The sequence below is a fragment of the Streptomyces sp. NPDC000880 genome, from assembly GCF_053599675.1.
The window spans coordinates 26,907-50,447 of record NZ_JBSFMS010000045.1; the positions used below are offsets into that span (position 1 = coordinate 26,907).

Consider the following 23,541-nt stretch of genomic DNA (forward strand, 5'->3'; position numbering starts at 1 on the left):
CGCTCCGATCTCGTAGGACAAGCGAGAATTCTTTGCCACTTCGGCTTAGCATTGCTTACATGTTGAATCTGGAGCGTCTGCGGACCCTGGACGCGCTGGCCCGCCATGGCTCGGTGAGCGGAGCGGCCGACGGGCTGCATGTGACGACTTCGGCCGTCTCCCAGCAGATGGCGAAGCTGGAGCGGGAGGTGGGCCAGCAGTTGCTGGCCAAGAACGGTCGCGGTGTGCGTCTCACCGATGCCGGTCGGTTGCTCGCGGACCACGCCGCGCGCATCCTGTCCCAGGTCGAGCTCGCGCAGGCCGATATCGAGGCGCAGCGCGGGCAGGTGGTGGGCGAGGTCAGGATCGGCGCGTTCCCGACGGCCGCCCGCGGGCTCTTCCCCGCGACCCTGACGTCGCTGCGCACGGGACACCCCGAACTACGTGTGCGCTCACGCGAGTTGGAGCCGGAGCGGGGGATCAGGGAAGTGGTCCGGGGTGACCTCGACCTCGCAGTCGTGCTCGACTGGAGCAACAAGCGGCTACCCGTGCCGGGCGGCCTCGCGCAGGTCCATCTGCTCGACGACGTCCCGGATGTCGCCATGCACGCCGACCATCCGCTGGCGGACCGGGCGGAGGTGGATCTCGAGGAGTTCGCCGAGGACGACTGGGTGTCCTGGCCGGAAGGCGAATTCTGTTACGAGTGGCTGATGTTCACGCTGCGCTCGAAGGGCTTCGAGCCGCGGATCGCGCACATGGCGGCGGAGCACCATACGCAGCTGGCGCTGATCGAGGCGGGGCTGGGGGTGTGCGTCACGCCCAGGCTGGGGCGCGGCTGGGTGCCTGAGGGGGTGCGGCTCGTGCCCGTACGGCAGCGGATGCGCAGGCACATCTATGTGGTGTGGCGGACGGACGCGGACCGCCGCCCGTCGATCAGGGCGGCGGTCGAGGCATTGCGCGAGGCCGCGGTCACGGTGGAGCGGTCAGAGGCCTGACGGCGCGGAGGCCTGATGACTCAGGGGCATGGCGGCTCGAAGGCCTGATGGCTCAGAGGCCAGACAGCTTCCTGAAGTCCCAGGACGCGATCGAGTCGGGGGTCAGCCGCAGCCACGCATGCCTGCCGTCGTGCGGCATCTCGTCCATCCCGAAGTTCTTCCACGCGAACAGCCTCTCCGGCACGTTCAGTTCGGGGCATGGCTCGCCGGTGCGCGGCGCCTCGCCCACGAAGACCGCGGTGCCGGACAGCTCCACGCCGCGCAACTCTCCGTACTCCTCGCCGTCGTCGACCACGACCGCGAGCCGCGGATCGTGCCGCAGCTGTGCCCAGCGGCGGCTGCGTGTAATGGAGTACAGCCACAGTGAGGTCCCGTCCCAGGCGAACCAGAGGGCGCTGATATGCGGGCGGCCGTCGGCGGACACGGTGGCCACCCGGCAGGTGCGCTGCTCAGCCAGGAATTCGTCCAGTTCGCCGGGCGTCATCATGATGCGACGGCCCCGGCGCTGTGTGACGGCCATGGGCGGCCCCCTCCTCGTAGCTGACGCCTTGGCTGACTGCGTGTCAGGAATCATGAAGGCTTCTCCTTCGTCGCGCAATGGCGGTTACTGTCCAGCTCGACCCGGTCACCACGGCGCTGCTCACCGTCGAATGCCAGCAAGGTGTGGTCGGTGAGGACAGCGCCCTGCCCGAACTCGCCGCGCAGGCACGCTCGTCCGGCGCGCTGTTCAGGATCGCCCGGCTGGTCGCGGGCGCTCACGAAGCCGGCGTACAGGTCCTGCACGCGGTGGCCGAGCGGCGTCCCGACGGGCGGGGCGCCAACCACAACGCGCTGCTGCGCAACCTCGGCTGCCGCACCCTCGTCGTCACCGGTGTCTCGGCGAACGTCGCCATCCCAACGCCGTCTTCGACGCGGTCAACCTCGGTTATACGGCGGTGGTTCCCAAGGACGCCATCGCGGGGGTGCCCGCCGACTACACCCCCGCGATGATCCGCAACACGCTCGCTCTGGTCGCCACGATCACCACGACGGACGATGTGCTCTCCTGCTGGAAGCGGCCGCGCCGTGCTAGGCGAGCTTGATCGTGTCTCCGTCCACGGTGATGGAAGCGGGCGGCAGCGGCGAGGTGGCGGGCCCCTGCTTGACGCTGCCGTCCGCGGCGTTGAACAGGCTGCCGTGACACGGGCAGTTGATGACGCCGTTGGCGACGTCCTTCACCGCGCAACCCTGGTGGGTGCACTTCGACGAGAACGCCTTGAACTCCCCGGCCTTCGGCTGCGTGACCACCACATCGCCGATGACCTTGCCGCCGCCCTCGGGGATGTCGGCGGTCTTTGCGAGCACTTTGCCCGCGTCGCCCGCTGCCTTCTGCCCGCCGTCGTCCGAGCCGCCGCACGCGGTCAGAGCGACGGTGAGACCGGCTCCGCCCACCGCGGCGACGACGGTACGGCGAGTCACGGTCCGTGACGGCCCCTGAGATCCGGTCATGCTGGCTCCCTTGCTTTCACGGTCCCTGGCCGGCCATTCAGCGGCCGGTTCTTGGTGTTGTACGCACTCGCACGCCGGAACGTTCACATCCTCAGGGATTTCTTGAGGAAGTCGATCTCGAGCAGCAGGAGGTTGCTCGCCTGGTCCTGCTGCGTGACCAGATGGGTAGCCCCGGAGAGCGGCAGCACACTGTGCGGGCGGCCCGCGGCCAGCAGCGCGGAGGAGAAGCGCAGCATGTGGGCGAGGACCACGTTGTCGTCGGCGACGCCGTGCACCAGCAGCAGCGGACGGGTCAGCTTGTGGGCGTACGGGATGAGCGAGCTGCGTTCGTAGTTCTCCGGCAGCACATCCGGGTGGCCGAGAAAGCGCTCCTCCCAGTGCGTGTCGTACAGCCTGCGGTCGGTCGGTGACGCGCCCGCGACGGCTGCGTGGAAGACGTCCGGGTGGTGCAGCACCGCGCCCGCCGCGAGATATCCGCCGTAGGACCAGCCGCGGATTGCCACCGCGTCCAGATCGAGACCGGGATCGCGGGCAGCCACCTCGTGCAGTGCGTCGATCTGGTCCTCGAGTACGGGTGTCAGCCGGTCGCCGTGGATGGCCTTCTCCCACGCCCGGCCCCGGCCGGGGGTGCCTCGTCCGTCCGTCACGAGCACGGCGAAGCCCTGCTCGGCGAACCACTGCGATACCGCCGTCCACCAGCCGCGCGCCCGCACCGCCAGCTGGACGCCGTGTCCGGAGTACGGGTTGAGGAGCACCGGCAGCTTCCCGGAGCCCGGCTCGTACCACGACGGGAGGTAGAGGTGGCTGCGCAGCTCGCGCTTGCCGAGGGTGAGAAACGCCGGTCGGGGCGTGACCAGAGGCTCCTCCGCCAGCACGGCGATCTGCCCGGCCGGCACACCGCCGCGCAGCACGGTCACCGTCCGGCCGTCGGGCGTCATGCTGTCCAGGACGACCGTGTCGCCGCCGACGGCGGCGGTGTGGACGCCGGGCCCTTCGCTGACCCGCACGAAGCCTTCGTCGGGCTCGTGGGACCAGACATGGATCTCGGTCGGCTCCTCGCTCGCCGTGAAGAAGACCCGTTCACCGACACTGCCGATGACCTCGCGCACCTCAAGTCCGGCCGGGGTGAAGACGTTCCTCATACGCAGACCCTGCGTGTCCTGACGGCACCACGGGACGACGGGCGTGCCCGACGGGAGGCGCAACGGTGTGCCCGGCATCAGGGCCACCCACGCGTCGTCGCGCGCGTGCCGCTGCATCTCGGTCGCCCCGGTATTCGGGTCCACGGCCAGGATGTACTCCGAGCGCTGGTCGCGGGTCTGCACCGAGATCAGCGGGCCATGGCTGTCCCAGCCCGCCGTCGTCACGTATTCGAATGCGGGGTCCGTCCAATCCGACACGAAGTGGTACTCGCTCGCCGCGGCCGGGATCCGGACCCTCACCCGGTCCCCCTCGAGCCGCACCACATGCACCGACAACTCGGCGTTCGCGGTACCCGCCGCCGGATACGGGATCGACCTCGGCGGCTTCGTCGGGTTCGCTGGATCGGCGATGTACCAGCGCTGCACCGGCGAGTTGTCGACGCGCGCGACCAGCAGGGCGTTCCCGTCCGGAGACCACCAGTGGCCGCGCTGCCGCCCGATCGACTCCGCCGAGACATGGTCGGTAAGCCCGTAGGTCACCTCGGGCGCCTCCGGCGCGGCCAGCAGCCGGTCATCGGACCCGTCGGTGCGTACGACACGCAGTTCGCCGCCGGTGACATACGCGACCGAGCCTCCGTCCGGAGACGGGCGCGGGTCGACCACTGGTCCTGCGGTCGCGATCCTGCGCGGCGCGCCGCCGTCCGTCCGTACGGTCCAGAGCTCGCCGCCCAGCGAGAAGGCCACGACCCGGACCTCGTCGTCGGTCGCGTACGACACCACACCCGATGACGTCTCCCTCGCGCGCTCCCTGCGGACCTTCTCCGCCTCGGGCACGTCCGCCCCGCCGCCCAGCGACAGCGGATCGGCGAGCAACCGCTCCTCGCCCTCCTCGTACAGCCACAGCCGGCTCACCGTGTCCGTGCCGCCGGTGCCGCGAACGAACAGCACGCGCGAGCCGTCCGGCGAGACGGTGAAGTGCTGGGGGACGCCGAGCGAGAAGCGCCTGGTGCGGGCGAACTGACTGGGAAATCCTTGGGTATCCATAGGGGATCCTTGTCATGGGTGAGGAGACCCTGACAAGCGGATATCCCGCGGTCACCCGACGCGCCCCGAAGTACTGTGGGGACGGAGGTCCTCGGGGCCGAAGGCCCGCTGCAACCCGCGGCCGCCACCGCCCCGGCCGAGTCCGGCGCAGAGGGCGGCCGCCACGACAACGACGGCCACGGCGATGATCACGGCAGTGAACATGGCTGCCCTGATCAGCAGAAGGAGAAGAATCCAGAGCAGCATGGCTGCGCCTCCACACGGCCACAGGGACATGTCCTGCGATCCGCGGGGGCTGGGCGAAGCGAAGGTGAAGGCTTTGCCCGGGGAATCCGGAGCACCACAGCCCTACGCCGTCGGTGTCAGTCAACGCCGGTCGGCGACCCCTGTCAACGTGCCGGAGTTGCTGGGGAGTTGTGCTAGGTGGTTGGGGCCGCTGGTGTCGACGGAGCCTCGGCAGGGGCTTCGGGCAGAACGCGCACGCCCCCGAGCGGCGCGGCCTCGCGAAGGGACCCAGGATGATCCAGGTGGGCGATATCCGCGACTGGCGCGGCCACGACGTCGTCGACCGCGACGGACACAAGACCGGCATGCTGGAAGCGATCTACGTGGACACCAGCACCGACGAGCCGGCTATGGCGACCGTCCAGATCCGTCTGCCCACCCGTCACCGCCTGGTCTTCGTACCGCTGGACGGCGCGACCGTAGGGCCGGGTCACGTCAGGGTCGCCCACGACAAGGCGTTGGTGAAGGAGTGCCCCTCGATCGGCACCGACGACGTCCTACCCGGTGAGGAGGAGGAACCGATCTTCCGCCACTACGGCCTCACCTACCAGCCGGGCACCGACGGTGAGCGGTAGCTCGCCCGGCGCTGAGCGCCCGCTCCTACGAAGGAGGCATCCGCCTCATGGTCCTGTTCCTTCTCGTGCTCGTTGTGGCCATCGTGCTGGGCATCATCTGAGTGGCCGTCGAGGGCATGCTCTATCTGCTCTCCACCGGCGTAGTGCTCCTCGTAGCCCGTGTGGCGTACCTCGCTGCTCGCTCCGTATTTTCACGCCGACACCCGGCCCGCTGACGCGCCGACTCACACCCTCTCCGCCGAGCACCGAACGTCGCCCGTGAGTACCGCCGGGTGGCCGCACGTCTGTTGCGCGTACCGACGCCCGCGGGAGAGTGCTCGTGCCGACGAGCGGCAGGGCGAAGACCGGTCCGGATGCCGGGTCGTGGTGCCAGGAACGGATTGGGATGATGCGCGGGGGCCTGCACCCTCTACCAGTAATGCCGTCGTCCGCGGACCGCGTGACCGAGCGATCCCAGGATCCACAGGACGGCTCCGATGACGAGCAGAATGACCCCGATGGTCCACAGGATGGCGATGTTGGCCAAGAAGCCGATGACGAGCAGGATGATTCCGAGGACGATCATGGTGTCCTCCCATCTCGCGGTGTAAATCTCCCTGCCTCGCTGGTCCCCGCCCGCTTTCGGGACAAACCTCTGCACGATGTTCGGATAATGGCCAGGCTGCTGCTGTACTGCGCCGCTTGGACGGCGACAGCGGTGCAGGCCGGCGAAACGGTCGCGGGGGAGGAACCGGAGCCTGGGATCAGCCCCACAGGCGGCGACGCACCACAGCGGGCATCCGCCGACAGCGGCGCACGCACCAGCAGCGCCTCGTCGCACGGCGCCTCCAGCGCGCGGCCCGTAATGCCGAGCGCGGTAGCGGGTCAAAGCCGCCGATGCGTGTGTCTGTCTTGCCGGTGAGCTGGTCGGCCACTGGCGGGTTCCACCGCCGTCACAAGAACGGCGACCGTCACCGGGCCGGGGCGTCAACTTCCGCCGCTGCGGTCCGCGCAGCATTTGCGGGCAGACGCTGCTCGCAGCAGCCGCCGAACGCCTCGGGCTGGTGAGCCGTTCGGGTCCTTTCCCGGCATTTCGCCCCGACGACTCCGTTCCCCCGCGGTTTGCTGTCGTGGTGCGGGGGAAATCCGACGCCGGGGCTCCCAGCCCGCCTGCGTACGCGGTCGCACCCTCGAGGAGATCGCCGAGGACAGTCGAGATAGGGGCCCAGGATGCATCGCGACAAGCTCGGGATCTACCTGAATGACCACCTGGCCGGTGCCACCTTCGGCATCGGGCTCGCCCGGCGCATCGCCCACCAGCACCGCCATTCGGCGCGCAGCGCCGACCTGGAGCGCATCTCCGACGAGATCGCCCAGGACCGGCAGACCCTGCTCGAACTCATGGACGCACTCGGGGTCCTCGCTCGCCGCTACAAGGTCTACGGTGGCTGGGCGGCCGAGAGGCTCGGGCGCCTGAAACCAAACGGCGTCCTGTACCGGCGCTCCGGGCTGAGCACGTTCATCGAGCTGGAGACCCTGCGGCTGGGAGTCGAGGGGAAGACCCTGATCTGGCGCACGCTGCTCGTCGTGGCCGCGGGTGAGCCCCGTCTGGATGAATCCCAGTTGCAAGATCTGCTGGACCGGGCGCGGGGCCAGATCGACACGCTCGAGAAGCTGCGCCTCACGGCAGCGGCGGCGGTCTTCTCCCCCGGAGTGCGCAGCGTGACCTCAGACAGCCCGTGAGACCGCGGCGACGTCGTCGACGGTGGTAGTCGACAGGCATACCGATGAAGCCTTCCGATGCCGCAGGCCGGTTCATCTCTCTTCAGACGGCTGCGCCATGTGATCCGTCATTCGCAGGTCGGGCGCGGAGGCGGTTCAACGAGGCTGGTCGCGTTCGCTGGGCTGCGCCGCCCTCGGTCACCAGTGGCCGACGCCGACGCCGGCCAACCCGACCAACACCACGCGGACTGGCCCGTCGACGACTCGCAAGCAGGGGCCGCCTCGACGTAGTCCGCGCCATCCGCGACGCCATCCGCCGCCGCGTCGAACGCGTCATGTCGGCCGTGCCAGATCCGTGCCGGACGGACCGGCAACCTACGGGCAACGAAGGCCGCTACGGCAGGGTGCCAAAGGACCGCCGGGAGCGAGGTGAATATCCAGGTCGGATTCCATCGCCTGAGCCAGCCGGGAAAGCAGCGGCAGCGTCGGAGTGGTGCCGCCCAGTTCTATACGCGAGATGCCCGGTGGGTGAGCCGGCCGGCGAGGCGGCACGGTCAGGCGACCCCGGTGCCCCGCAGCAGCAACAACGCCACGTCCACCACTGCCACGACGACCGCTGCCCCGAACGCTGCCCGCTCCCGGTGGCGGCCCAGCACCGTCCCCGCCACCGCGACCAGTCCGGCCACCCCGAGCGCCGCCACTCCCCACCTGCCGGGTGGTCCGGCGGGCCCCAGCGCCAGGACGGCGGACGCGGCCACCAGCGGCACCGGCAGCAGCAGCCGCGCGCCGTCCGGCCCCAGCCGGTGCGGCCATCCCCGTACGCCCGTCGCCAGATCCCCTCGGATATCCGGCAGCACATCACCCAGATGGGCGCCGACCCCCAGCAACGCCCCCGCGGCGACAACCCACCAGGCCGGCCACGGATGCCCTGGCAGACCCAGCGCCACGAACGCCGGAAGGCTCGCGAAACCCACCGCGTAGGGCGTCCAGGACCATGCTGTTGCTTTGAGCCGCAGGTCGTACCCCCATGCCGCCGCCACCCCGGCCAGGTGAACGGCGCCCGCCCACAGGCCACAGGCAAGCGACAGTGGCACGCACAGCACCAGCGCGACGTACGCGGCCACCCACACCTCCGTCACGCCGACCGCGCCGTCGACGACGGGTTTGCCCCGGCGGTCGGCGGCGATGTCCCGGCGCGCGTCGAACGCGTCGTTACACCAGCCGACGGACAACTGCCCAGTCATAACGGCGGCGCCGGTCAGGACACAACGCTCGACGCTCTGGCCGGCGGTCACGGCGAGCGCGGCCATCAGAGCAGTGACCACCACGACAGGCCCGGGGTGGCACGACCCGGCCAGGCCGCCCACCCTGCCGACCCACCGCGCGGTCGCGCCGCCGCCCGTTGACTGCTCGGGAGTGCTCACCCGGCCGATCGTAGGCGCCCCGGCCCCACCCGGCTGCAGCACTGCGCCCCGGAACGAAACGGCCGGACGGGCGACCGTTGGTGTCGAAGCCCCGGTCCGGGGAAGACGTGCGGAGCAAGCCACCCCCAGGAACAGGAACCGTATGACTCGGATCGCAGCCGTTCACGGTGCCCTCGCGCCGTACCGTCACGCCCAGTCCGAGATCACGGACATGGTGGCCCGCACCTGCCTCCCCGAGGGCACCGACCGCCGGGTCCTGGACCGGCTGCATCGCAGCGCGAAGGTCCGCTCGCGCCACATGACGCTGCCGCTCGAACGGTACGGGGAACTGGACGGATTCGGTGCCGCCAACGACGTCTTCATCGGCGCCGCCACCGAACTGGGCGCCAAGGCCGTCCGCGGCGCGCTGCACACCGCCGGTCTGTCCGCCGCCGACCTGGACCTGCTGTTATTCACCTCCGTCACCGGCATCGCCACCCCCTCGATCGACGCACGGCTGGCCGGCCGCCTCGGACTGCGGCCGGACGTCAAACGGCTGCCCCTGTTCGGCCTGGGCTGTGCCGGCGGCGCCGCCGGCCTGGCCCGTATGCACGACTACCTGCTGGGCCGGCCCGACCACGTGGCGGTGCTGCTGTCGGTCGAACTGTGCTCACTCACTTTCCAGCGCAACGACGCCTCCATGGCCAACTTGGTTGCCACCGGGCTGTTCGGCGACGGTGCCGCCGCGGTCGTCGCCTGCGGCGCGAACCACCCGGACCTGACCGTCGGCCCGACGATCGTGGACACCCGCAGCCACTTGTATCCGGACACCGAGCGCGTCATGGGCTGGGACATCAAGAACTCCGGATTCCAGGTCGTCCTCGACCCGAAGGTCCCCGATGTGGTGCGCCGTTACCTCGCCGACGATGTCGAGGGGTTCCTCGGCGACCACGGGCTTAAACCGAGGGACGTGACCGCCTGGGTGTGCCACCCCGGCGGCCCCAAGGTGCTGGAGGCCGTCACCGAGGCTCTCGACCTGCCCGAGGAGGCGCTGGACGTCACCTGGCGGCACCTGGCCGACGTAGGCAACCTGTCCTCGTCATCGGTGCTCCATGTACTGCGCGACACCCTGGCTGATCGCCGCCCGCCGCCGGGCACACCGGGTCTGCTGCTGGCGATGGGGCCCGGCTTCGCTTGCGAACTGGTCCTGCTGCGTTGGTAGTCACCGGACCGTCGAAGAACAATAAGACATAGGGCACAGGACATATGATCTGGTACGGAGTACTGGTGGCCGCCGTCGCCGCCGAGCGTGTCGCCGAACTCGTCGTCGCCCGCCGTAACGAGCGGTGGAGCACCGCCCGCGGCGCGACCATCGCCGGGCAGGGCCACTACCCGGCGATGGTCGCCCTCCACACCGGCCTGCTGGCCGGCTGCCTGGCCGAGGTGTGGCTGGCCGACCGGCCCTTCGTACCCGCCCTGGCCTGGCCGATGCTGGCCGTGCTGGTGGCCGCCCAGGCGTTGCGGTGGTGGTGCATCGGCACCCTGGGTCCTCGCTGGAACACCCGGGTGATCGTCGTACCCGGCCTGCCGCTCGTGACGGGCGGCCCCTACCGCTGGCTGCGGCATCCGAACTATGTGGCCGTCGTCGCGGAGGGCGTGGCCCTGCCGATGGTGCACACCGCCTGGGTCACTGCGGCCGCGTTCACGGTACTCAACGCCGCACTGCTCACCGTGCGCATCCGCTGCGAGAACCGGGCGCTGGCCGCCGCGGCCACCACCCCGACCGCGCCGGCGTGATCGACGTGCTGGTGGCCGGCGGTGGACCGGCCGGCCTGGCCGCCGCCATCCACGCCGCGCTCGCCGGTCTGGAGGCCGTCGTCGTCGAACCCCGGGCCGCACCCGTGGACAAGGCCTGTGGCGAAGGCGTCATGCCCGGCGGTGTCGCCGCACTGCGAGCGCTCGGTGTCGAGGTCACTGGCCGCGAACTGTGCGGCATCCGCTACCTGGACGGCGCCGTCCGCGCCGAGGCGGCCTTCCGCGACCGTAGGGGTCTGGGGATCCGCCGTACAGCACTGCACACCGCACTGCGCCAGCGTGCCCTGGGCCTCGGCGTGCGGATGCTGCTGGGCAAGGTCGGCGAGGTGCACCAGGACACGGACACCGTCACCGCCGCAGGCACCACGGCGCGTTGGCTGATCGCCGCCGACGGCCTGCACTCCCCACTGCGCCGCAGTCTGGGCCTGGAACTGCCGGGCCTTGCCCACGGCCGCTACGGACTGCGCCGGCACTACCGCGTCGAGCCGTGGACGGACTTCGTGGAGGTCCACTGGTCCGCGCACGGCGAGGCCTACGTGACACCGGTCGGCGACGACCTGGTCGGCGTCGCGGTCCTCAGCCGCAGCCGTCGCGGGTACGACGAGCACCTGGCCAACTTCCCGGCCCTCACAGCGTCGTTGCACGGCCCGGCCGCGACGGAGGTACGCGGCGCCGGACCGCTGCGGCAGCGGGTGCGGCGCAGAGTCGCCGGACGCGTCCTGCTCGTCGGCGACGCCGCGGGCTACGTGGATGCCCTCACGGGTGAGGGCATCGCCCTCGCGCTCGCGACGGCCGGGGCCGCCATCCGCTGCCTGGCCACCGGGCGGCCGGAGGACTACGAGCGGGCCTGGGCCCGGCTGACCCGGCGCCACCGGCTGCTGACCGGGGCCCTGCTGGCCGCGAGCCGCAGTCCCCGCACAGCCCGCCTCATCGTCCCTGCGGCGTCCCGCATGCCCCCGGTGTTCTCGACTGTGGTCCGCGCACTGCAGTAGTGGCCGCTCCGCCACCGCGGCCGGACGCCTCCCGACGGTCATGCCGGTCCCGGAGGCCGGGAACCCCGTTGCGGGGCCGATCAAAAAGGTAATGGGGGCGTCGAGCCATCAAGGGTCTGCTGGGGAGCCGGGGAGCGAGGTCCCCGGTCGCAACTCCCCAGATTCTCTCCAGGACTCATCAGGGGCCTGACGGAGGAAGCGGTGGTTCCGGCCACGCCGTGAATCCTGAAGTCCAGCTACCGGATAACCTGGGAAAATGCTTACAGAGGTCACAGCGACCCGCTATGTCACGCCCCTGCGTGAAGGCGGTTCCCTCCCCGGCATCGTCGAGGCCGACGATCTCGGTACGTACGTCATGAAGTTCACCGGCGCGGGACAGGGCCGCAAGACGCTGGTCGCCGAGGTCATCTGCGGGCAGCTCGGGCGGCGGCTGGGCCTGCGCGTGCCGGAGTTGGTCAGCATTCAGCTCGACCCGGTGATCGGTCTCGCCGAGCCCGACCAGGAGGTGCAGGAACTGCTGAAGGCGAGCGGCGGACTGAACCTCGGGATGGACTTCCTGCCAGGTTCGCTCGGCTTCGACCCGCTCGCCTACGAGGTGGAAGCGGCCGAGGCCGGCCGGGTCGTCTGGTTCGACGCTCTGATCAACAACGTCGACCGCTCCTGGCGCAACCCCAACATGCTGGTGTGGCACGGAGACCTGTGGCTGATCGACCACGGCGCGACCATGATCTGGCACCACAACTGGCCGGGCGCCGCTGCCTCCGCGGCCAAGCCGTACGACGCCTCCGACCATGCCCTCGCCCCCTTCGAGCCGGACGTCGAGGCGGCTGCCGCCGAGCTCGCGCCGCTGGTCACCGAGGAACTGCTGACCGACGTGGCCGCCGACGTTCCCGACGAGTGGCTGGTCGACGAGCCGGGCTTCGAGACCACCGACGCGCTGCGCCGCGCCTATGTCGAGGCGCTGCTGCCGCGCGCGGCGACGATCCACACCCGCATCACCCTGGGCGAGCCGACCAAGCACCGGCCGTCGCAGGCCCCCGGCTGGCTGACCGGGAAGGGCGGCGCGAAGTGAGCGAGCGCGATGTCTTCGAGTACGCACTGCTGCGCGTGGTTCCACGGGTCGAGCGCGGCGAGTGCTTCAACGCCGGTGTGGTGGTCTACTGCCGCGCCAAGTCCTTCGTTGCCGCCCGTACACATCTGGACGAGGGGAAACTCAGAGCGCTGGACCCGGGCGCCGATGTGACGGGTGTACGCGCCGCGCTGCACGCCGTCGAGGGCGTCTGCCGCGGCGGCGAGGACGCGGGCCAGGCGGCGCGCGACGACCCGGGCCGCCGCTTCCGATGGCTGATCGCGCCGCGCTCGACCGTCGTGCAGCCGGGCCCGGTGCACACCGGGCTGACCGCCGATCCGGAGGCAGAGTTGGAGCGGCTGCTGACGCTGCTGGTCCGCTAGGCACCCCGCTCAGTGACCCGGGGCACCCGGTGGGCCGTTGACACCGGGTGCCAGGGCTTCTAGCGTCACGTCTGCTGAAGGTACTAAGCGGTCGCTCATCCGGGGGCTCGTGGGACGTTACCGGGTGAACCGCATCCAAGGGCGAGGAGAACCAGCATGTCCACCACCGAGCAGCGCGTCGCCGTCGTGACCGGGGCGGCGCGCGGCATTGGCGCCGCCACCGCGGTACGGCTGGCGGCCGAGGGCCGCGCCGTAGCCGTACTCGACCTCGACGAGGCGGCCTGCAAGGACACCGTCGAGAAGATCACCGCGGCCGGCGGCAAGGCCCTCGCCGTCGGCTGCGACGTGTCCGACAGCGCCCAGGTGGAGGCAGCCGTCGCGCGCGTCGCCGCCGAACTCGGCGCGCCGACCATCCTCGTCAACAACGCGGGCGTGCTCCGCGACAACCTGCTCTTCAAGATGACCGAGTCCGACTGGGACACCGTGGTGAACGTGCACCTCAAGGGCGCGTTCCTGATGGCCAAGGCATGCCAGAAGTACATGGTGGACGCCGGATTCGGGCGTATCGTCTCGCTCTCCTCCAGCTCCGCGCTCGGCAACCGCGGCCAGGCCAACTACTCCGCCGTCAAGGCCGGTCTGCAGGGCTTCACCAAGACCCTCGCCAAGGAACTCGGCAAGTTCGGCATCACGGCCAACGCCGTCGCCCCCGGTTTCATCGTCACCGAGATGACGGCCCAGACAGCCGCCCGCGTCGGCATGGGCTTCGAGGAGTTCCAGGCCGCGGCCGCCACCCAGATCCCGGTCCAGCGCGTCGGCAGGCCCGACGACATTGCGGGGGCGATCGCCTTCTTCACGGGCGAGGACGCCGGCTTTGTCTCCGGCCAGGTCCTGTACGTGGCCGGCGGACCGCTCAACTGAACCGGGAGACGACGAACATGACCTCAGAGGTACAGGACAGCGGAAAAGTCGCCCTGATCACGGGCGGGAGCCGCGGCATCGGCTATGGCGTCGCCGAGGCGCTCGTCTCGCGTGGCGACCGGGTGTGCATCACCGGCCGTGGTGAGGACGCGCTCAAGGAGGCCGTGGAGCGGCTCGGCGCCGACCGCGTGATCAGTGTCGCCGGCAAGGCTCACGACGAGGCCCACCAGGCGGCCGCCGTCGAGCGCACCATGGAGGCCTTCGGCCGGGTCGACTTCCTGATCAACAACGCCGGTACGAATCCGGTCTTCGGGCCGATGGCGGATCTCGACCTGAATGTGGCGCGCAAGGTCTACGAGACCAACGTGATCTCGGCGCTCGGTTTCGCGCAGCAGACCTGGAAGGCCTGGCAGAAGGAGAACGGCGGTGCGATCGTGAACATCGCCTCTGTCGCGGGTATCTCCCCGTCGCCCTTCATCGGCGCGTACGGTATGAGCAAGGCGGCCATGGTCAATCTGACCCTGCAGCTGGCGCACGAGTTCGCGCCGGGAGTACGGGTCAACGCGATCGCCCCCGCGGTGATCAAGACGAAGTTCGCCGAAGCGTTGTACGAGGGCAGGGAGGCCGAGGCGGCCGCGGCCTACCCGCTGGCACGGCTCGGAATTCCGGAGGACATCGGGGGCGCGGCAGCGTTCCTCACGTCCGACCAGTCGGACTGGATCACCGGTCAGACGCTGGTGGTGGACGGCGGTATTTTCCTCAATGCCGGGGTCCACTGAGCACCCTGAGTCGTTTTGTAACTGAATGAGTCAAGTGCCCTGCCGGGCCAGAAGGTTGACCCGGCAGGGCGCTGCGGTATGGTCGGCCGACCCATGGCTGAACGAGGAGCGTGCACGTGTTCTACCGGACCTGTCTGCAGGCCGCTGCAGCCCTAGCGTCCATATCTCTGCTGGCCGGATGCAGTCTGTTCTCCAATGCGGACGCCGGGAGTGAGCAGAAGATTTCGGTCGGTACGACGAGTGAGCCCACCACGCTCGACCCCGCCGCCGCCTGGGACGGCTCATGGGAGTTGTACCGGAATGTTTTCCAGACGCTGCTGAGCTTCCCGGCCGGGAGCACCGTGCCGCAGTCCGACGCCGCGAAGACCTGCCGATTCATGGACGCGAGCAACAAGCTCTTTGAATGCGAACTGCGTGCCGGGCTGACCTTCTCCAACGGTGACAAGCTTGACGCGGCGGCCGTGAAGCACTCCATCGACCGGATCCAGAAGATCGATGTGCAGGGTGGCCCCAACGGTCTCCTCGGCTCCCTCAACAAGATCGAGACGGTCGGCGACCGCATCGTGAAATTCAGCCTCAAGACGCCGGACGCGACGTTCCCGTTCATCCTCGCCACGCCCGCGATGTCGATCGTCCCGCCCAAGGAGTACCCGGCGGACAGGCTCCGCGAGGACGGCAAGCTGACCGGCTCCGGGCCGTATGTCCTGAACTCGTACGAGAAGGGCAAAAAGTCTGAGCTGACCAAGAACTCCAACTACGATGGGTTCGCGAAGCGTAAGAACGATGCCGTCACCATCCGGTACTTCGGGGACTCCGACGCGATGGTCACAGCCCTGAAGAAGAAGGAGATCGACGCGATCTACCGCGGTCTGACCGCGCAGGAGGTCGTCGAGCTGCAGCAGGGGAAGCCCGAGACCGATCACCTCCAGCTCGTCGAGACGGTCGGCGCCGACATTCGCTACCTGGTCTTCAACTCCAAGGACCCGATGGCGGGCAAGCTCGCGGTGCGGCGTGCGATCGCCCAGGTCGTCGACCGCGGTGCGCTTGTCGGCGAGGTCTACAAGGGCACGGCGGAGCCGCTGTACTCCATGGTTCCCAAGGGCATCGTCGGCCACACCACGGAGTTCTTCGACCGCTACGGTGAGCCGGACGTGGACAAGGCGAGGAAGATCCTCAAGGACGCGGGTATCACCGAGCCGGTGCCGCTGACCTTCTGGTACACCACCGACCGCTACGGCTCCGGCACCGCGCTGGAGTTCGCCGAGCTCAAGCGGCAGCTGGATGCCTCCGGCCTGTTCAAGATCACGGTGCAGGGCAAGCCCGAGAAGGAGTTCCAGCAGGGCTACAAGGCGGGTCAGTACCCCGTCTTCGGCCGCGGCTGGTTCCCCGACTTCCCGGACCCGGACAACTTCATCGCGCCGTTCGTCGGCTCGAAGAACGTGCTCAACACTCCGTACGAGAACAGGGAGATCACCGACGAGCTGCTGCCCGCGTCCCGGCGCCAGAGCGACCGCAGTGCGGTCACCCAGCAGTTCGAGCGGGCGCAGGAGATCCTCGTCGACGAAGTCCGTCTGCTGCCGCTGTGGCAGGGCAAGCTGTACGTCGCCTCCAGCGACGAGATCGGCGGTGGCGAGCGCGCCCTCGACCCGCAGACGGTCATGCAGATGTGGGAGCTGTACCGCAAGGCCAGCTGGTAGCCGCGATTGTCAGTGGCCGCAGGTAGGTTCTGTGGTCGATAACTGATCGCATACCGGAGGTTGTTGACGTGACCGACACCGACATGCTGCCCGAGTCCTGGCGCGACGTCCTCGGCGAAGAGCTCCACAAGCCCTACTTCAAGGAGCTCACCGAATTCGTCGAGGAGGAGCGGGCGCGTGGGCCGGTCTACCCGCCGCGCGAAGAGGTGTTCGCCGCGCTCGACGCCACTCCGTACGACCGCGTCAAGGTCTTGATCCTCGGCCAGGACCCGTACCACGGAGAGGGGCAGGGGCACGGCCTCTGCTTCTCCGTGCGGCCGGGCGTCAAGACCCCGCCCTCCCTGCGGAACATCTACAAGGAGATGGAGGCGGAGCTCGGCCACCCCGTCCCGGACAACGGCTATCTGATGCCGTGGGCCGAGCAGGGCGTGCTGCTGCTCAACGCCGTGCTGACGGTGCGGGCAGGCGAGGCCAACTCCCACAAGGGCAAGGGGTGGGAGAAGGTGACGGACGCGGTGATCCGCGCCCTGGCCTCGCGGCCCGATCCCGCGGTGTTCGTCCTGTGGGGCAATTACGCACAGAAGAAGCTGCCCTTGATCGACGAGACGCGTCATGCGGTGGTCAAGGGCGCGCACCCCTCGCCGCTCTCGGCGAAGAAGTTCTTCGGCTCTCATCCCTTCACACAGATCAACGAGGCGGTGGCGGCCCAGGGGCACGAGCCCATCGACTGGCGGATTGGGAACCTCGGCTGAGCACCTCGGCCGAGGTTCGCGCACCCGGCTGACAGGCTCGGGCCCGCGCCCGAGCCTGTGCGGCATTGTCCGTGGCGGCGGCTAGCGTCGTGACCGGTGGATGGTCGCAATTGGCCGCACGGACGTGGGAGGCCGCAGTGATGGAGCAGCAGGAGGCGTCGGAGGACGCCGTCATGACCCGCATCGGGCAAGCGGTCATGTTGCTGCACGGCGGTGACCGCGAGGAGGCGCGCAATCGCTTCGGCGCGCTCTGGTCGGAGCTCGGCGAGGCCGGTGATCCCCTCCACCGCTGCACTCTGGCGCACTACATGGCCGACGCCCAGGACGACGCCGGCGACGAGCTCGCCTGGGATCTGCGGGCGCTGGCGGCGGCGGAAGGGCTGAGCGCCGAGCGGCTGGCCCGGCACGAGGCGACGCTCGCCGTGCGGGCCTTCTACCCCTCGCTCCATCTCAACCTCGCCGCCGACTATGTGAAGCTCGAGCGCCCGGAGCCCGCGCGCGCCCACCTCGACCGGGCGCGCGCGGCGACGGACGCTCTGGGAGACGACGGATACGGAAACGGCATCCGGGTGGCGATCGACCGGCTGGAGCGCCGACTGACCAGCGAGTGAGGCTGGAGCGCCGAGCGAGGCTCAACTCCCGTAGGCCTCCCGGCAGATCCGGGACTCGGGGCTTCCTGTCTGCCAGCGGCCGTAGCTCTCGCCCAGGTCGCAGACGTCCGGTCGGCCGGCCGGGGACGGCGGGGTAGGTGGCTCGGCGGTCCGGGGCTTGGGTGGCCGGGACGTCGGTGGCGGGGACTTTGGCCGCTCGCTCGGCACGTGACGGGCGGCGGGATCCGGCAGCGAAGGGGGAGCGGCGGTTTCGGCCGAGGGTGAGGTCAGAGGCGGGGGCGCCAGGACTTCGCGGGCCGGTCTCTGCACGATCTGCGGCTCCACGGCCTGCGCCGGGCGGCCGCTGTGGGACGGGGGTGCGGGCACGGGCTGCGGCTCCACGGCCATACAGCCGGACACGGCCCAGACGGCTACCCCTGCCAGGACCTTTGTGGTTTTTGGTCGGTGCACCCGCGCAACTCTGCTGTGCGGGGGGCACGTTCACAGTCGTACGGGCACACAATGGCCCGCACGGGTGACCCCGGTCAGCCTCCGGTCAGTCGCCCGTCGCGCCGTCGATCCGCTCACGGATCAGATCTGCGTGGCCGTTGTGACGCGCGTACTCCTCGAGTCGGTGCCCTCACGTTCGCACTCCTGTCCCTGGCGAGCAGCGCAGAGTTGGCGCCGGACTGGTTCCTGGGCCTGGCCTGCGGCGTCGGCGGGCTGATCGGCGGCTACCTCGGGGCCCGCCTCCAGCCCCACCTCCCCGAGACGGTTCTGCGGCTCCTTCTTGGCACGCTGGCCGCCGCACTCGGCACCCTCTACGTGCTGCAGACCGTCTGCTGTGTGACATCGACCGCGCGGCCCGGCGGCGACCTGGGCCCGGGCCTTGCCGGGTAAGCCGCGCAGCGCCTGCCGCGCACCACGGGCATCGTCCGCGAGGCCGCTGATGCCCCTGACCAGCCTCCCCCGTCGTGGGGCGCGACGCCCCGGTCTCCGCCGTCTCCCGGCTCGGACCGGTCTCGTTCTGCGGACCTTCGACGGCACCGCCGACTGGCGGCCGCCGCAGTGCACGTATGCTGCCGGAGCGCAGGACGTACACGACGTACACCAAGGACAACCGGAAGAGCGCCAAGGGAGGCACCTGTGAAGGTCGGCTGCATCGGGCTCGGCGATATCGCGCAGAAGGCCTATCTGCCCGTGCTCACCACCCTGCCCGGGGTCGAACTGCATCTGCAGACCCGAACTCCCGCCACCCTGGCGCGGATCGCCGAGACCCATCACATCCCCGCCGAACGGTGCCACACCAGCCTCGACTCACTGCTCGCGCAGGACCTGGACGCCGCCTTTGTGCACGCCCCGACGTCCGTGCACGCCGAGATCGTCACCCGGCTGCTCGAAGTGGGCGTCGCGACGTATGTCGACAAGCCGCTCGCGTACGAACTGGCCGACTCGGAGCGGCTGGTGAACCTCGCCGAGGAGCGCGGCACCAGCCTCGCCGTCGGCTTCAACCGCCGTCTCGCGCCCGGCTACGCCCAGTGCGTCGAGCATCCGCGGGATCTGATCCTGATGCAGAAGAACCGCGTGGGCCTCGCCGAGGATCCGCGCACCCTCGTCCTCGACGACTTCATCCACGTCGTCGACACCCTGCGCTTCCTCCTCCCTGGACCGGTCGACCACACCGACGTACGGGCCCGGATCGTCGACGGCCTGATGCACCACGTCGTGCTGCAACTGTCCGGCGACGGCTTCACTGCGATCGGCATGATGAACCGCATGAGCGGCTCCACCGAGGAGATCCTCGAAGTGTCGGGCCAGGACACCAAGCGCGAGGTCCGCAATCTCGCGGAGATCGTGGACCACAAGGGCCAGCCGAGCCTGCGGCGGCGCGGTGACTGGGTGCCGGTCGCCCGCCAGCGCGGCATCGAGCAGTCGGTGCTGACCTTCCTCGACGCCGTACGCGCCGGAAAGCTCCTCAGCGCGCAGGACGCGCTGCGGACCCATGAGCTGTGTGAACGGGTGGTTCGGCAAGCCCTGGAGCAGGCCGCCTGAGGGACCGGGCACCCTCGGTCGCGCAGAGCGCGGCGAGGACGGCGAGCGCGCCGTATACCGGCCAGTCGCCGAATCTGACGTACAGGGTTGTGCCGCGGGCGAGCGGGATGTCGTAGACCGCCGCGGTGCTGCTGTCCGTGCCCAGCAGGCCGCCGACCCGTCCGCCGTCCGGCCCGTACACCGCGCTGACGCCGGTGAGCGTGGCATGCACCATCGGCCGCCCGCTCTCGGCCGCCCGCAGCGCCGCCAGCGAGGCGTGCTGCTCCGGCGCCCAGCTCCCCTGGAACGACGAGGTCGCCGACTGGGCGATCAGCAGCTGCGCGCCGTCCCGGGTAAGCCGTCGGCTCATGTCGGGGAACGCCGACTCGAAGCAGACCAGCGGGCCCACCCGCAGTCCGCCGTCGCCGGGCAGCACCATGATCACCGGGCGGCTGCCGCGCAGCCGGTCCTCGCCCGCGGCCTTGCCCACCGAGGTCGCCCAGCCGAGCACCGCGCGGGCCGGGACATACTCACCGAAGGGGACCAGCCGCATCTTGTCGTAGCGGTCCCCGGTCGGGCCCTGTGGGCCCACGAGGACCGAGCTCTTGAAGATCCCGGCCGGGCCCGTGCGGCCCGCGCGCCGGGCGTCCACATTGACCAGCATTTCGGCCCCGACCTCGCGCGAGAGCACCGCCAGACGAGCGGCCAGCTCGGGGCGCTCGCGCAGATCCGCGCCGACACTGCTCTCGCCCCAGACCACCAGATCGAGGTCCTGCCCGGCCAGTTCGCGGGTCAGCTCCTCGCTGCGGTCGAAGCGGCGCTCGACACTCTCCATGCCGTTCACGACTCCCGGCTGGACGACCGCAATACGCGCCCGCCCCGACTGCCCTGGCTGCGGGACCCACATCCAGACCGCTGCGGTGGTGAGCGCGCATATGAGGCCGCCACCCACCGCGGCCGTACGGGCGTACGGCAGCGCTATCAGCACGGTGATCGCCGTGTTGACGGCCAGCACCAGCAGACTCACCAGCCACACACCACCCACCGAGGCGAGCCGCAGGGCGGGGGAGACCTCCCACTGGCTCGCCCCGAGCAGACCCCAAGGTCCGCCGAGCCCCTCCCAGGACCGGGCCAGTTCGATCATCAGCCAGCCGGAAGGGACGACCGCGAGGGCCGCGGCCGCACGCACCGGCGACGGCGTCCCGCCGAGGAGCGACCACACGAGCCACCCCCAGGGCCCCCACATCAGTCCAAGGAGCGCGGCAAGCACGACGATGAAGACATGCAGGCTCGGCATCAGCCAGTGGTGTACGGCGATCACGAAGCCGATGCCGCCCAGCCAGCCCTCGACCGCCGCACGGCGGCCCGTCGGCGCGGACCGCACAAGCAGCATCCACGGCACCAGCGCTGCATACGCGAACCACCACAGCGAGGGCTCGGGAAAGGCGAGCGCGGGCAGCGCACCGGCAGCCACCGCGGCCGCGCCGCGCCACCGAGGGGACGACAGAGCCCGCCGCGCGAACGGCTGCCTCTCGCGCCGCTCCCCACGCTCGTGCCCTTCGTGCCCCTCCAGCCCCTCCCGCCGCTTCGGCCGGCCGACCGGAATCCGCATGCCGCGCCTCCTCATGCTGCCTCGAAGGGCCCGCGAGCACTGTCCCCTCCAGTGTGCGGGAGCGGGACCTGCACCGACAGGCCACCCAGGGCGTCAGCCGCCGTCGAGAGCCCCCGCGGCCCGCCGCCACTTCTCGTGGATCACCACGGTCCGCAGCCGCCAGCCCGCGTCCGTACGCAGCAGACTGAACGCGTATCGGCCGCCGGAGAAGAAGTCGTCTCCCGACTCGAGACGCATCGGGTTCACATAGTCGGCCTGCACCTCCGCACGGTCGCCCGGATAGCCGCCCAGGTCCTGAATGTGCAGCCGCCGGTTGACGATGAGGTGCTGTCGCACCGGAAAGAGCCGCAGCGTCTGAGCCAGCCAGTCGGCGACTTCGGCGGCTGGGCCCTCGATCCCGCCCGAGCTGCGGTAGTCGGCGCGCCCCTCCCGCGCGAACAGCGCCCGGTAGGCGCTCCAGTCGGCATCGTCCACGGCCACCGCGTAACTGGTGACCAATTCGTCGATGGACAGCCGGTCCATCACGGTCGCTAGATCTACGCGCTGCGTCATCGGGTCAGTTTCGGGCAGCGAGCGCCTGACGCCAAGAGCTGTGCACGCCAGTCACCCGCTCTTCACCCGCTCTTGGTCAGCAAACGGTCGATCTCCGTCAGTTCGGCGTCCGAGAAGCCGGGCGCGTCGAGCGCCCCCAGGTTCTGTTCCAGCTGACGGACGCTGCTCGCGCCGACGAGTACGGAGGTGACGCGGCTGTCCCGCAGCAGCCACGCAAGCGCCATCTGGGCGAGCGTCTGGCCGCGCTCCCGGGCCAGCGCATCCAGGGCCCGCAGCAGTTCTCGCCGCTCGTCGGTCAGGACGTCGCGCGTCAGATAGCGTCCGGCCGCCATCCGCGAGTCCGCAGGGACCCCGGTGAGGTAGCGGTCCGTCAACTGCCCCTGCGCGAGCGGCGAGAACGCGACGAGACCGGCTCCGGCGGTCTCGGAGGCCGCCAGCAGTCCGTCCTCGATCCGGCGTTCGAGCAGCGAGTACGGATGCTGATTGACCAGCAGGGGAGTGCCGAGCTCCGCCAGGATCGCGGCGGCCTGCCCCGTCCGGGCCGGGCTGTAGTTCGAGAGACCGGCGTACAGAGCCTTTCCCTGGCGTACGGCGGTCTCCAGCGCGCCCATCGTCTCCTCGAGGGGAGTGTCCGGGTCCGGCCGGTGCGAGTAGAAGACATCGACGTACTCCACGCCGAGCCGGCGCAGCGACTGGTCGAGGCTCGCCAGCAGATGCTTGCGCGAACCCCACTCGCCGTACGGTCCCGCCCACATCTCATTGCCGGCTTTTGTGGCGATGAACAGCTCGTCGCGGTACGGCCGGAAGTCGGCCCGGAAGTGCTCGCCGAAGTTCGCCTCGGCCGAGCCGAAGGGCCTGCCGTAATTGTTCGCCAGGTCGATGTGCGTCACACCGAGGTCGAACGCCCTGCGCAGCACGGCCCGTTGGGTCTCCAGTGGACTGGTGTCGCCGAAGTTGTGCCACAGCCCCAGGGAGATCTCCGGCAGCCGGACCCCGCTGTTACCGCAGCGGCGGTACCGCATGCCCGCGTACCGGTCCTCGTCGGCGACGTACGTCATCTGCCCAGCTCTCCTCCGCCGTGGGACGGGCCCGCCGGAGCGCGGACCCGCTGACCTTGCGTTTCACCCGCCATACTGCCCGCATGCGCATCGACTACGATCCCGCCCAGCCGTCAGCCAGGTGGTGGGCAATCCAGTGGCGGGCTGGAGCGCCGGTTCTGCGATGACGGGCGGCTACCGCGAATCGTCCGAGGCATGGGCCGGGTTGCTGCAGGACTGGGCTCGTCGGGGCATGCGGTCTTCGGGTCCTGGCCGTGGGGGACGGGGCGCTCGGTTTCTGGAACGCGCTGAACGAGGTCTTCCCCGACACCGCCACGCGGAGCGTCCGCGCGTCGATTACAGGGGAGGTAATGAGGAGACGCGCATCCACCATCCGGTGGTGGTGAGATGACCCTGTCGTACACGACTCTGAAGCCGCCGGACGATCACGAGCGGTCGATCGTCACCCACCACGCGGAGCCCCGCTCGCCGTCGGCGCAAGCGCTGCGGCTGGAGCGCGGACGAGCACCCCGAATCCCCTGTCGCGAAGTGACGAGAGGTGAGGCCGGGTCCTCGCCTGGAGGCGCCTCCCCGAAAAGTGAGCGCCCATTTCAGCGACCGGTCCGCAGCGCCGGGCGCTGCCTGCCCCGGACGCCGTGCGAAGCCCGGCACCACCGGAATGCGCTCCCCGCACGTCGCCCC

Annotated in this window: 23 protein-coding genes and 4 pseudogenes; 17 read left to right on the forward strand and 10 right to left on the reverse strand. The window is 70.1% G+C overall.

The window, feature by feature from the left end:
* The first annotated feature begins 59 nt into the window (after nucleotides 1-59).
* A complete protein-coding gene (locus ACWDO5_RS17165; RefSeq protein ID WP_450531098.1) occupies nucleotides 60-974 on the forward strand; it encodes a LysR family transcriptional regulator in 915 nt (304 codons plus the stop codon).
* 52 nt (nucleotides 975-1,026) lie between these two features.
* On the opposite strand, the gene ACWDO5_RS17170 is transcribed toward ACWDO5_RS17165, so the two are convergent.
* Nucleotides 1,027-1,494: a pyridoxamine 5'-phosphate oxidase family protein gene (locus ACWDO5_RS17170; protein ID WP_450531099.1), complete on the reverse strand. Its 468-nt coding sequence runs from the start codon at nucleotides 1,492-1,494 to the stop codon at nucleotides 1,027-1,029.
* A gap of 77 nt (nucleotides 1,495-1,571) precedes the next feature.
* On the opposite strand from ACWDO5_RS17170, the pseudogene ACWDO5_RS17175 reads away from it, so the two are divergent.
* Nucleotides 1,572-2,056: pseudogene (locus ACWDO5_RS17175) on the forward strand (isochorismatase family protein).
* Here the strand turns inward: ACWDO5_RS17175 and ACWDO5_RS17180 are convergent.
* The 3 genes from ACWDO5_RS17180 to ACWDO5_RS17190 all read right to left on the reverse strand — a co-directional run bounded on the left by ACWDO5_RS17180 (nucleotide 2,043) and on the right by ACWDO5_RS17190 (nucleotide 4,894).
* Nucleotides 2,043-2,462, reverse strand: coding sequence for a Rieske (2Fe-2S) protein (locus ACWDO5_RS17180; RefSeq protein ID WP_450531100.1), 420 nt, complete (start codon nucleotides 2,460-2,462; stop codon nucleotides 2,043-2,045). The pseudogene ACWDO5_RS17175 and the gene ACWDO5_RS17180 overlap by 14 nt on opposite strands.
* An 83-nt stretch (nucleotides 2,463-2,545) precedes the next feature.
* Nucleotides 2,546-4,648, reverse strand: coding sequence for a prolyl oligopeptidase family serine peptidase (locus tag ACWDO5_RS17185; RefSeq protein WP_450531101.1), 2,103 nt, complete (start codon nucleotides 4,646-4,648; stop codon nucleotides 2,546-2,548).
* Nucleotides 4,649-4,699: 51 nt separating this feature from the next.
* Nucleotides 4,700-4,894 (reverse strand): hypothetical protein, encoded by a 195-nt coding sequence (locus ACWDO5_RS17190; protein ID WP_450531102.1) that lies wholly within the window; start codon nucleotides 4,892-4,894, stop codon nucleotides 4,700-4,702.
* Nucleotides 4,895-5,166: 272 nt separating this feature from the next.
* On the opposite strand from ACWDO5_RS17190, the gene ACWDO5_RS17195 reads away from it, so the two are divergent.
* The gene (locus tag ACWDO5_RS17195) at nucleotides 5,167-5,508 is read left to right on the forward strand and encodes a PRC-barrel domain-containing protein (protein WP_450531103.1); all 342 of its coding nucleotides are present in this window, start codon (nucleotides 5,167-5,169) and stop codon (nucleotides 5,506-5,508) included.
* A 409-nt stretch (nucleotides 5,509-5,917) separates the two neighbouring features.
* Here ACWDO5_RS17195 and ACWDO5_RS17200 read toward each other — a convergent pair whose 3' ends face one another.
* A complete protein-coding gene (locus ACWDO5_RS17200) occupies nucleotides 5,918-6,073 on the reverse strand; it encodes a DUF6131 family protein (RefSeq protein ID WP_450531104.1) in 156 nt (51 codons plus the stop codon).
* A 644-nt stretch (nucleotides 6,074-6,717) separates the two neighbouring features.
* Between ACWDO5_RS17200 and ACWDO5_RS17205 the strand changes: the two genes are divergently transcribed.
* Complete coding sequence (locus tag ACWDO5_RS17205) at nucleotides 6,718-7,230, forward strand: hypothetical protein (protein ID WP_450531105.1); 513 nt, start codon at nucleotides 6,718-6,720, stop codon at nucleotides 7,228-7,230.
* Nucleotides 7,231-7,763: 533 nt separating this feature from the next.
* Here the strand turns inward: ACWDO5_RS17205 and ACWDO5_RS17210 are convergent.
* Complete coding sequence (locus tag ACWDO5_RS17210) at nucleotides 7,764-8,633, reverse strand: UbiA family prenyltransferase (protein ID WP_450531107.1); 870 nt, start codon at nucleotides 8,631-8,633, stop codon at nucleotides 7,764-7,766.
* Between the two features lie 142 nt (nucleotides 8,634-8,775).
* On the opposite strand from ACWDO5_RS17210, the gene ACWDO5_RS17215 reads away from it, so the two are divergent.
* The 10 genes from ACWDO5_RS17215 (at nucleotide 8,776) to ACWDO5_RS17260 (ending at nucleotide 17,628) form a co-directional block, all read left to right on the forward strand.
* Entirely contained in the window at nucleotides 8,776-9,834 is a 1,059-nt protein-coding gene (locus ACWDO5_RS17215) for a type III polyketide synthase (protein WP_450531108.1), read from the forward strand.
* A 44-nt stretch (nucleotides 9,835-9,878) separates the two neighbouring features.
* Nucleotides 9,879-10,409 carry an isoprenylcysteine carboxyl methyltransferase family protein gene (locus ACWDO5_RS17220; protein WP_450531110.1) on the forward strand — a complete coding sequence of 177 codons (531 nt, stop codon included), beginning with the start codon at nucleotides 9,879-9,881 and terminating at the stop codon, nucleotides 10,407-10,409.
* The gene (locus ACWDO5_RS17225) at nucleotides 10,406-11,419 is read left to right on the forward strand and encodes an NAD(P)/FAD-dependent oxidoreductase (protein ID WP_450531111.1); all 1,014 of its coding nucleotides are present in this window, start codon (nucleotides 10,406-10,408) and stop codon (nucleotides 11,417-11,419) included. Before ACWDO5_RS17220 ends, ACWDO5_RS17225 begins: the two co-directional genes overlap by 4 nt.
* Before the next feature lie 256 nt (nucleotides 11,420-11,675).
* Nucleotides 11,676-12,491, forward strand: a complete 816-nt coding sequence (locus ACWDO5_RS17230) for a HipA family kinase (RefSeq protein ID WP_450531112.1) — start codon at nucleotides 11,676-11,678, stop codon at nucleotides 12,489-12,491.
* Nucleotides 12,488-12,871, forward strand: a complete 384-nt coding sequence (locus ACWDO5_RS17235) for a DUF3037 domain-containing protein (RefSeq protein ID WP_450531113.1) — start codon at nucleotides 12,488-12,490, stop codon at nucleotides 12,869-12,871. The genes ACWDO5_RS17230 and ACWDO5_RS17235 overlap by 4 nt, the downstream gene beginning before the upstream one ends.
* Nucleotides 12,872-13,027: 156 nt before the next feature.
* A complete protein-coding gene (fabG, locus tag ACWDO5_RS17240) occupies nucleotides 13,028-13,789 on the forward strand; it encodes a 3-oxoacyl-ACP reductase FabG (RefSeq protein WP_450531114.1) in 762 nt (253 codons plus the stop codon).
* 17 nt (nucleotides 13,790-13,806) lie between these two features.
* On the forward strand, nucleotides 13,807-14,568 hold the full coding sequence (locus tag ACWDO5_RS17245; protein WP_450531115.1) for an SDR family oxidoreductase: 762 nt from the start codon (nucleotides 13,807-13,809) through the stop codon (nucleotides 14,566-14,568).
* Between the two features lie 116 nt (nucleotides 14,569-14,684).
* The gene (locus ACWDO5_RS17250; protein ID WP_450531116.1) at nucleotides 14,685-16,265 is read left to right on the forward strand and encodes an ABC transporter substrate-binding protein; all 1,581 of its coding nucleotides are present in this window, start codon (nucleotides 14,685-14,687) and stop codon (nucleotides 16,263-16,265) included.
* A 68-nt stretch (nucleotides 16,266-16,333) separates the two neighbouring features.
* The gene (locus ACWDO5_RS17255; protein WP_450531117.1) at nucleotides 16,334-17,017 is read left to right on the forward strand and encodes a uracil-DNA glycosylase; all 684 of its coding nucleotides are present in this window, start codon (nucleotides 16,334-16,336) and stop codon (nucleotides 17,015-17,017) included.
* Nucleotides 17,018-17,154: 137 nt separating this feature from the next.
* The gene (locus ACWDO5_RS17260; protein WP_450531126.1) at nucleotides 17,155-17,628 is read left to right on the forward strand and encodes a hypothetical protein; all 474 of its coding nucleotides are present in this window, start codon (nucleotides 17,155-17,157) and stop codon (nucleotides 17,626-17,628) included.
* Nucleotides 17,629-18,163: 535 nt separating this feature from the next.
* Here the strand turns inward: ACWDO5_RS17260 and ACWDO5_RS17265 are convergent.
* Nucleotides 18,164-18,244, reverse strand: a pseudogene (locus ACWDO5_RS17265) (mycothiol transferase); the annotation flags it as partial.
* Between ACWDO5_RS17265 and ACWDO5_RS17270 the strand changes: the two are divergent.
* Nucleotides 18,229-18,507 (forward strand): annotated as a pseudogene (locus ACWDO5_RS17270) (hypothetical protein); the annotation flags it as partial. The pseudogenes ACWDO5_RS17265 and ACWDO5_RS17270 sit on opposite strands and share 16 nt — an antisense overlap.
* 246 nt (nucleotides 18,508-18,753) lie before the next feature.
* Complete coding sequence (locus ACWDO5_RS17275) at nucleotides 18,754-19,659, forward strand: Gfo/Idh/MocA family protein (protein WP_450531119.1); 906 nt, start codon at nucleotides 18,754-18,756, stop codon at nucleotides 19,657-19,659.
* On the opposite strand, the gene lnt is transcribed toward ACWDO5_RS17275, so the two are convergent.
* The 3 genes from lnt to ACWDO5_RS17290 form a co-directional block, all read right to left on the reverse strand.
* Complete coding sequence (gene lnt, locus ACWDO5_RS17280) at nucleotides 19,583-21,250, reverse strand: apolipoprotein N-acyltransferase (RefSeq protein ID WP_450531120.1); 1,668 nt, start codon at nucleotides 21,248-21,250, stop codon at nucleotides 19,583-19,585. The genes ACWDO5_RS17275 and lnt overlap by 77 nt on opposite strands.
* Nucleotides 21,251-21,343: 93 nt before the next feature.
* Nucleotides 21,344-21,802 (reverse strand): nuclear transport factor 2 family protein, encoded by a 459-nt coding sequence (locus tag ACWDO5_RS17285; protein WP_450531121.1) that lies wholly within the window; start codon nucleotides 21,800-21,802, stop codon nucleotides 21,344-21,346.
* A gap of 62 nt (nucleotides 21,803-21,864) precedes the next feature.
* Nucleotides 21,865-22,860, reverse strand: a complete 996-nt coding sequence (locus ACWDO5_RS17290) for an aldo/keto reductase (protein WP_450531122.1) — start codon at nucleotides 22,858-22,860, stop codon at nucleotides 21,865-21,867.
* 160 nt (nucleotides 22,861-23,020) lie between these two features.
* Between ACWDO5_RS17290 and ACWDO5_RS17295 the strand changes: the two are divergent.
* Nucleotides 23,021-23,171: pseudogene (locus ACWDO5_RS17295) on the forward strand (transposase); the annotation flags it as partial.
* Between the last annotated feature and the right edge of the window lie 370 nt (nucleotides 23,172-23,541).

Excerpts from the sequence above, each read along its gene's own strand:
- ACWDO5_RS17165 (WP_450531098.1), top strand. The coding sequence starts at position 60 with ATGTTGAATCTGGAGCGTCTGCGGACCCTGGACGCGCTGGCCCGCCAT.
- ACWDO5_RS17170 (WP_450531099.1), bottom strand. The coding sequence starts at position 1,494 with ATGGCCGTCACACAGCGCCGGGGCCGTCGCATCATGATGACGCCCGGC.
- ACWDO5_RS17180 (WP_450531100.1), bottom strand. The coding sequence starts at position 2,462 with ATGACCGGATCTCAGGGGCCGTCACGGACCGTGACTCGCCGTACCGTC.
- ACWDO5_RS17185 (WP_450531101.1), bottom strand. The coding sequence starts at position 4,648 with ATGGATACCCAAGGATTTCCCAGTCAGTTCGCCCGCACCAGGCGCTTC.
- ACWDO5_RS17190 (WP_450531102.1), bottom strand. The coding sequence starts at position 4,894 with ATGCTGCTCTGGATTCTTCTCCTTCTGCTGATCAGGGCAGCCATGTTC.
- ACWDO5_RS17195 (WP_450531103.1), top strand. The coding sequence starts at position 5,167 with ATGATCCAGGTGGGCGATATCCGCGACTGGCGCGGCCACGACGTCGTC.
- ACWDO5_RS17200 (WP_450531104.1), bottom strand. The coding sequence starts at position 6,073 with ATGATCGTCCTCGGAATCATCCTGCTCGTCATCGGCTTCTTGGCCAAC.
- ACWDO5_RS17205 (WP_450531105.1), top strand. The coding sequence starts at position 6,718 with ATGCATCGCGACAAGCTCGGGATCTACCTGAATGACCACCTGGCCGGT.
- ACWDO5_RS17215 (WP_450531108.1), top strand. The coding sequence starts at position 8,776 with ATGACTCGGATCGCAGCCGTTCACGGTGCCCTCGCGCCGTACCGTCAC.
- ACWDO5_RS17220 (WP_450531110.1), top strand. The coding sequence starts at position 9,879 with ATGATCTGGTACGGAGTACTGGTGGCCGCCGTCGCCGCCGAGCGTGTC.
- ACWDO5_RS17230 (WP_450531112.1), top strand. The coding sequence starts at position 11,676 with ATGCTTACAGAGGTCACAGCGACCCGCTATGTCACGCCCCTGCGTGAA.
- fabG (WP_450531114.1), top strand. The coding sequence starts at position 13,028 with ATGTCCACCACCGAGCAGCGCGTCGCCGTCGTGACCGGGGCGGCGCGC.
- ACWDO5_RS17245 (WP_450531115.1), top strand. The coding sequence starts at position 13,807 with ATGACCTCAGAGGTACAGGACAGCGGAAAAGTCGCCCTGATCACGGGC.
- lnt (WP_450531120.1), bottom strand. The coding sequence starts at position 21,250 with ATGCGGATTCCGGTCGGCCGGCCGAAGCGGCGGGAGGGGCTGGAGGGG.
- ACWDO5_RS17285 (WP_450531121.1), bottom strand. The coding sequence starts at position 21,802 with ATGACGCAGCGCGTAGATCTAGCGACCGTGATGGACCGGCTGTCCATC.
- ACWDO5_RS17290 (WP_450531122.1), bottom strand. The coding sequence starts at position 22,860 with ATGACGTACGTCGCCGACGAGGACCGGTACGCGGGCATGCGGTACCGC.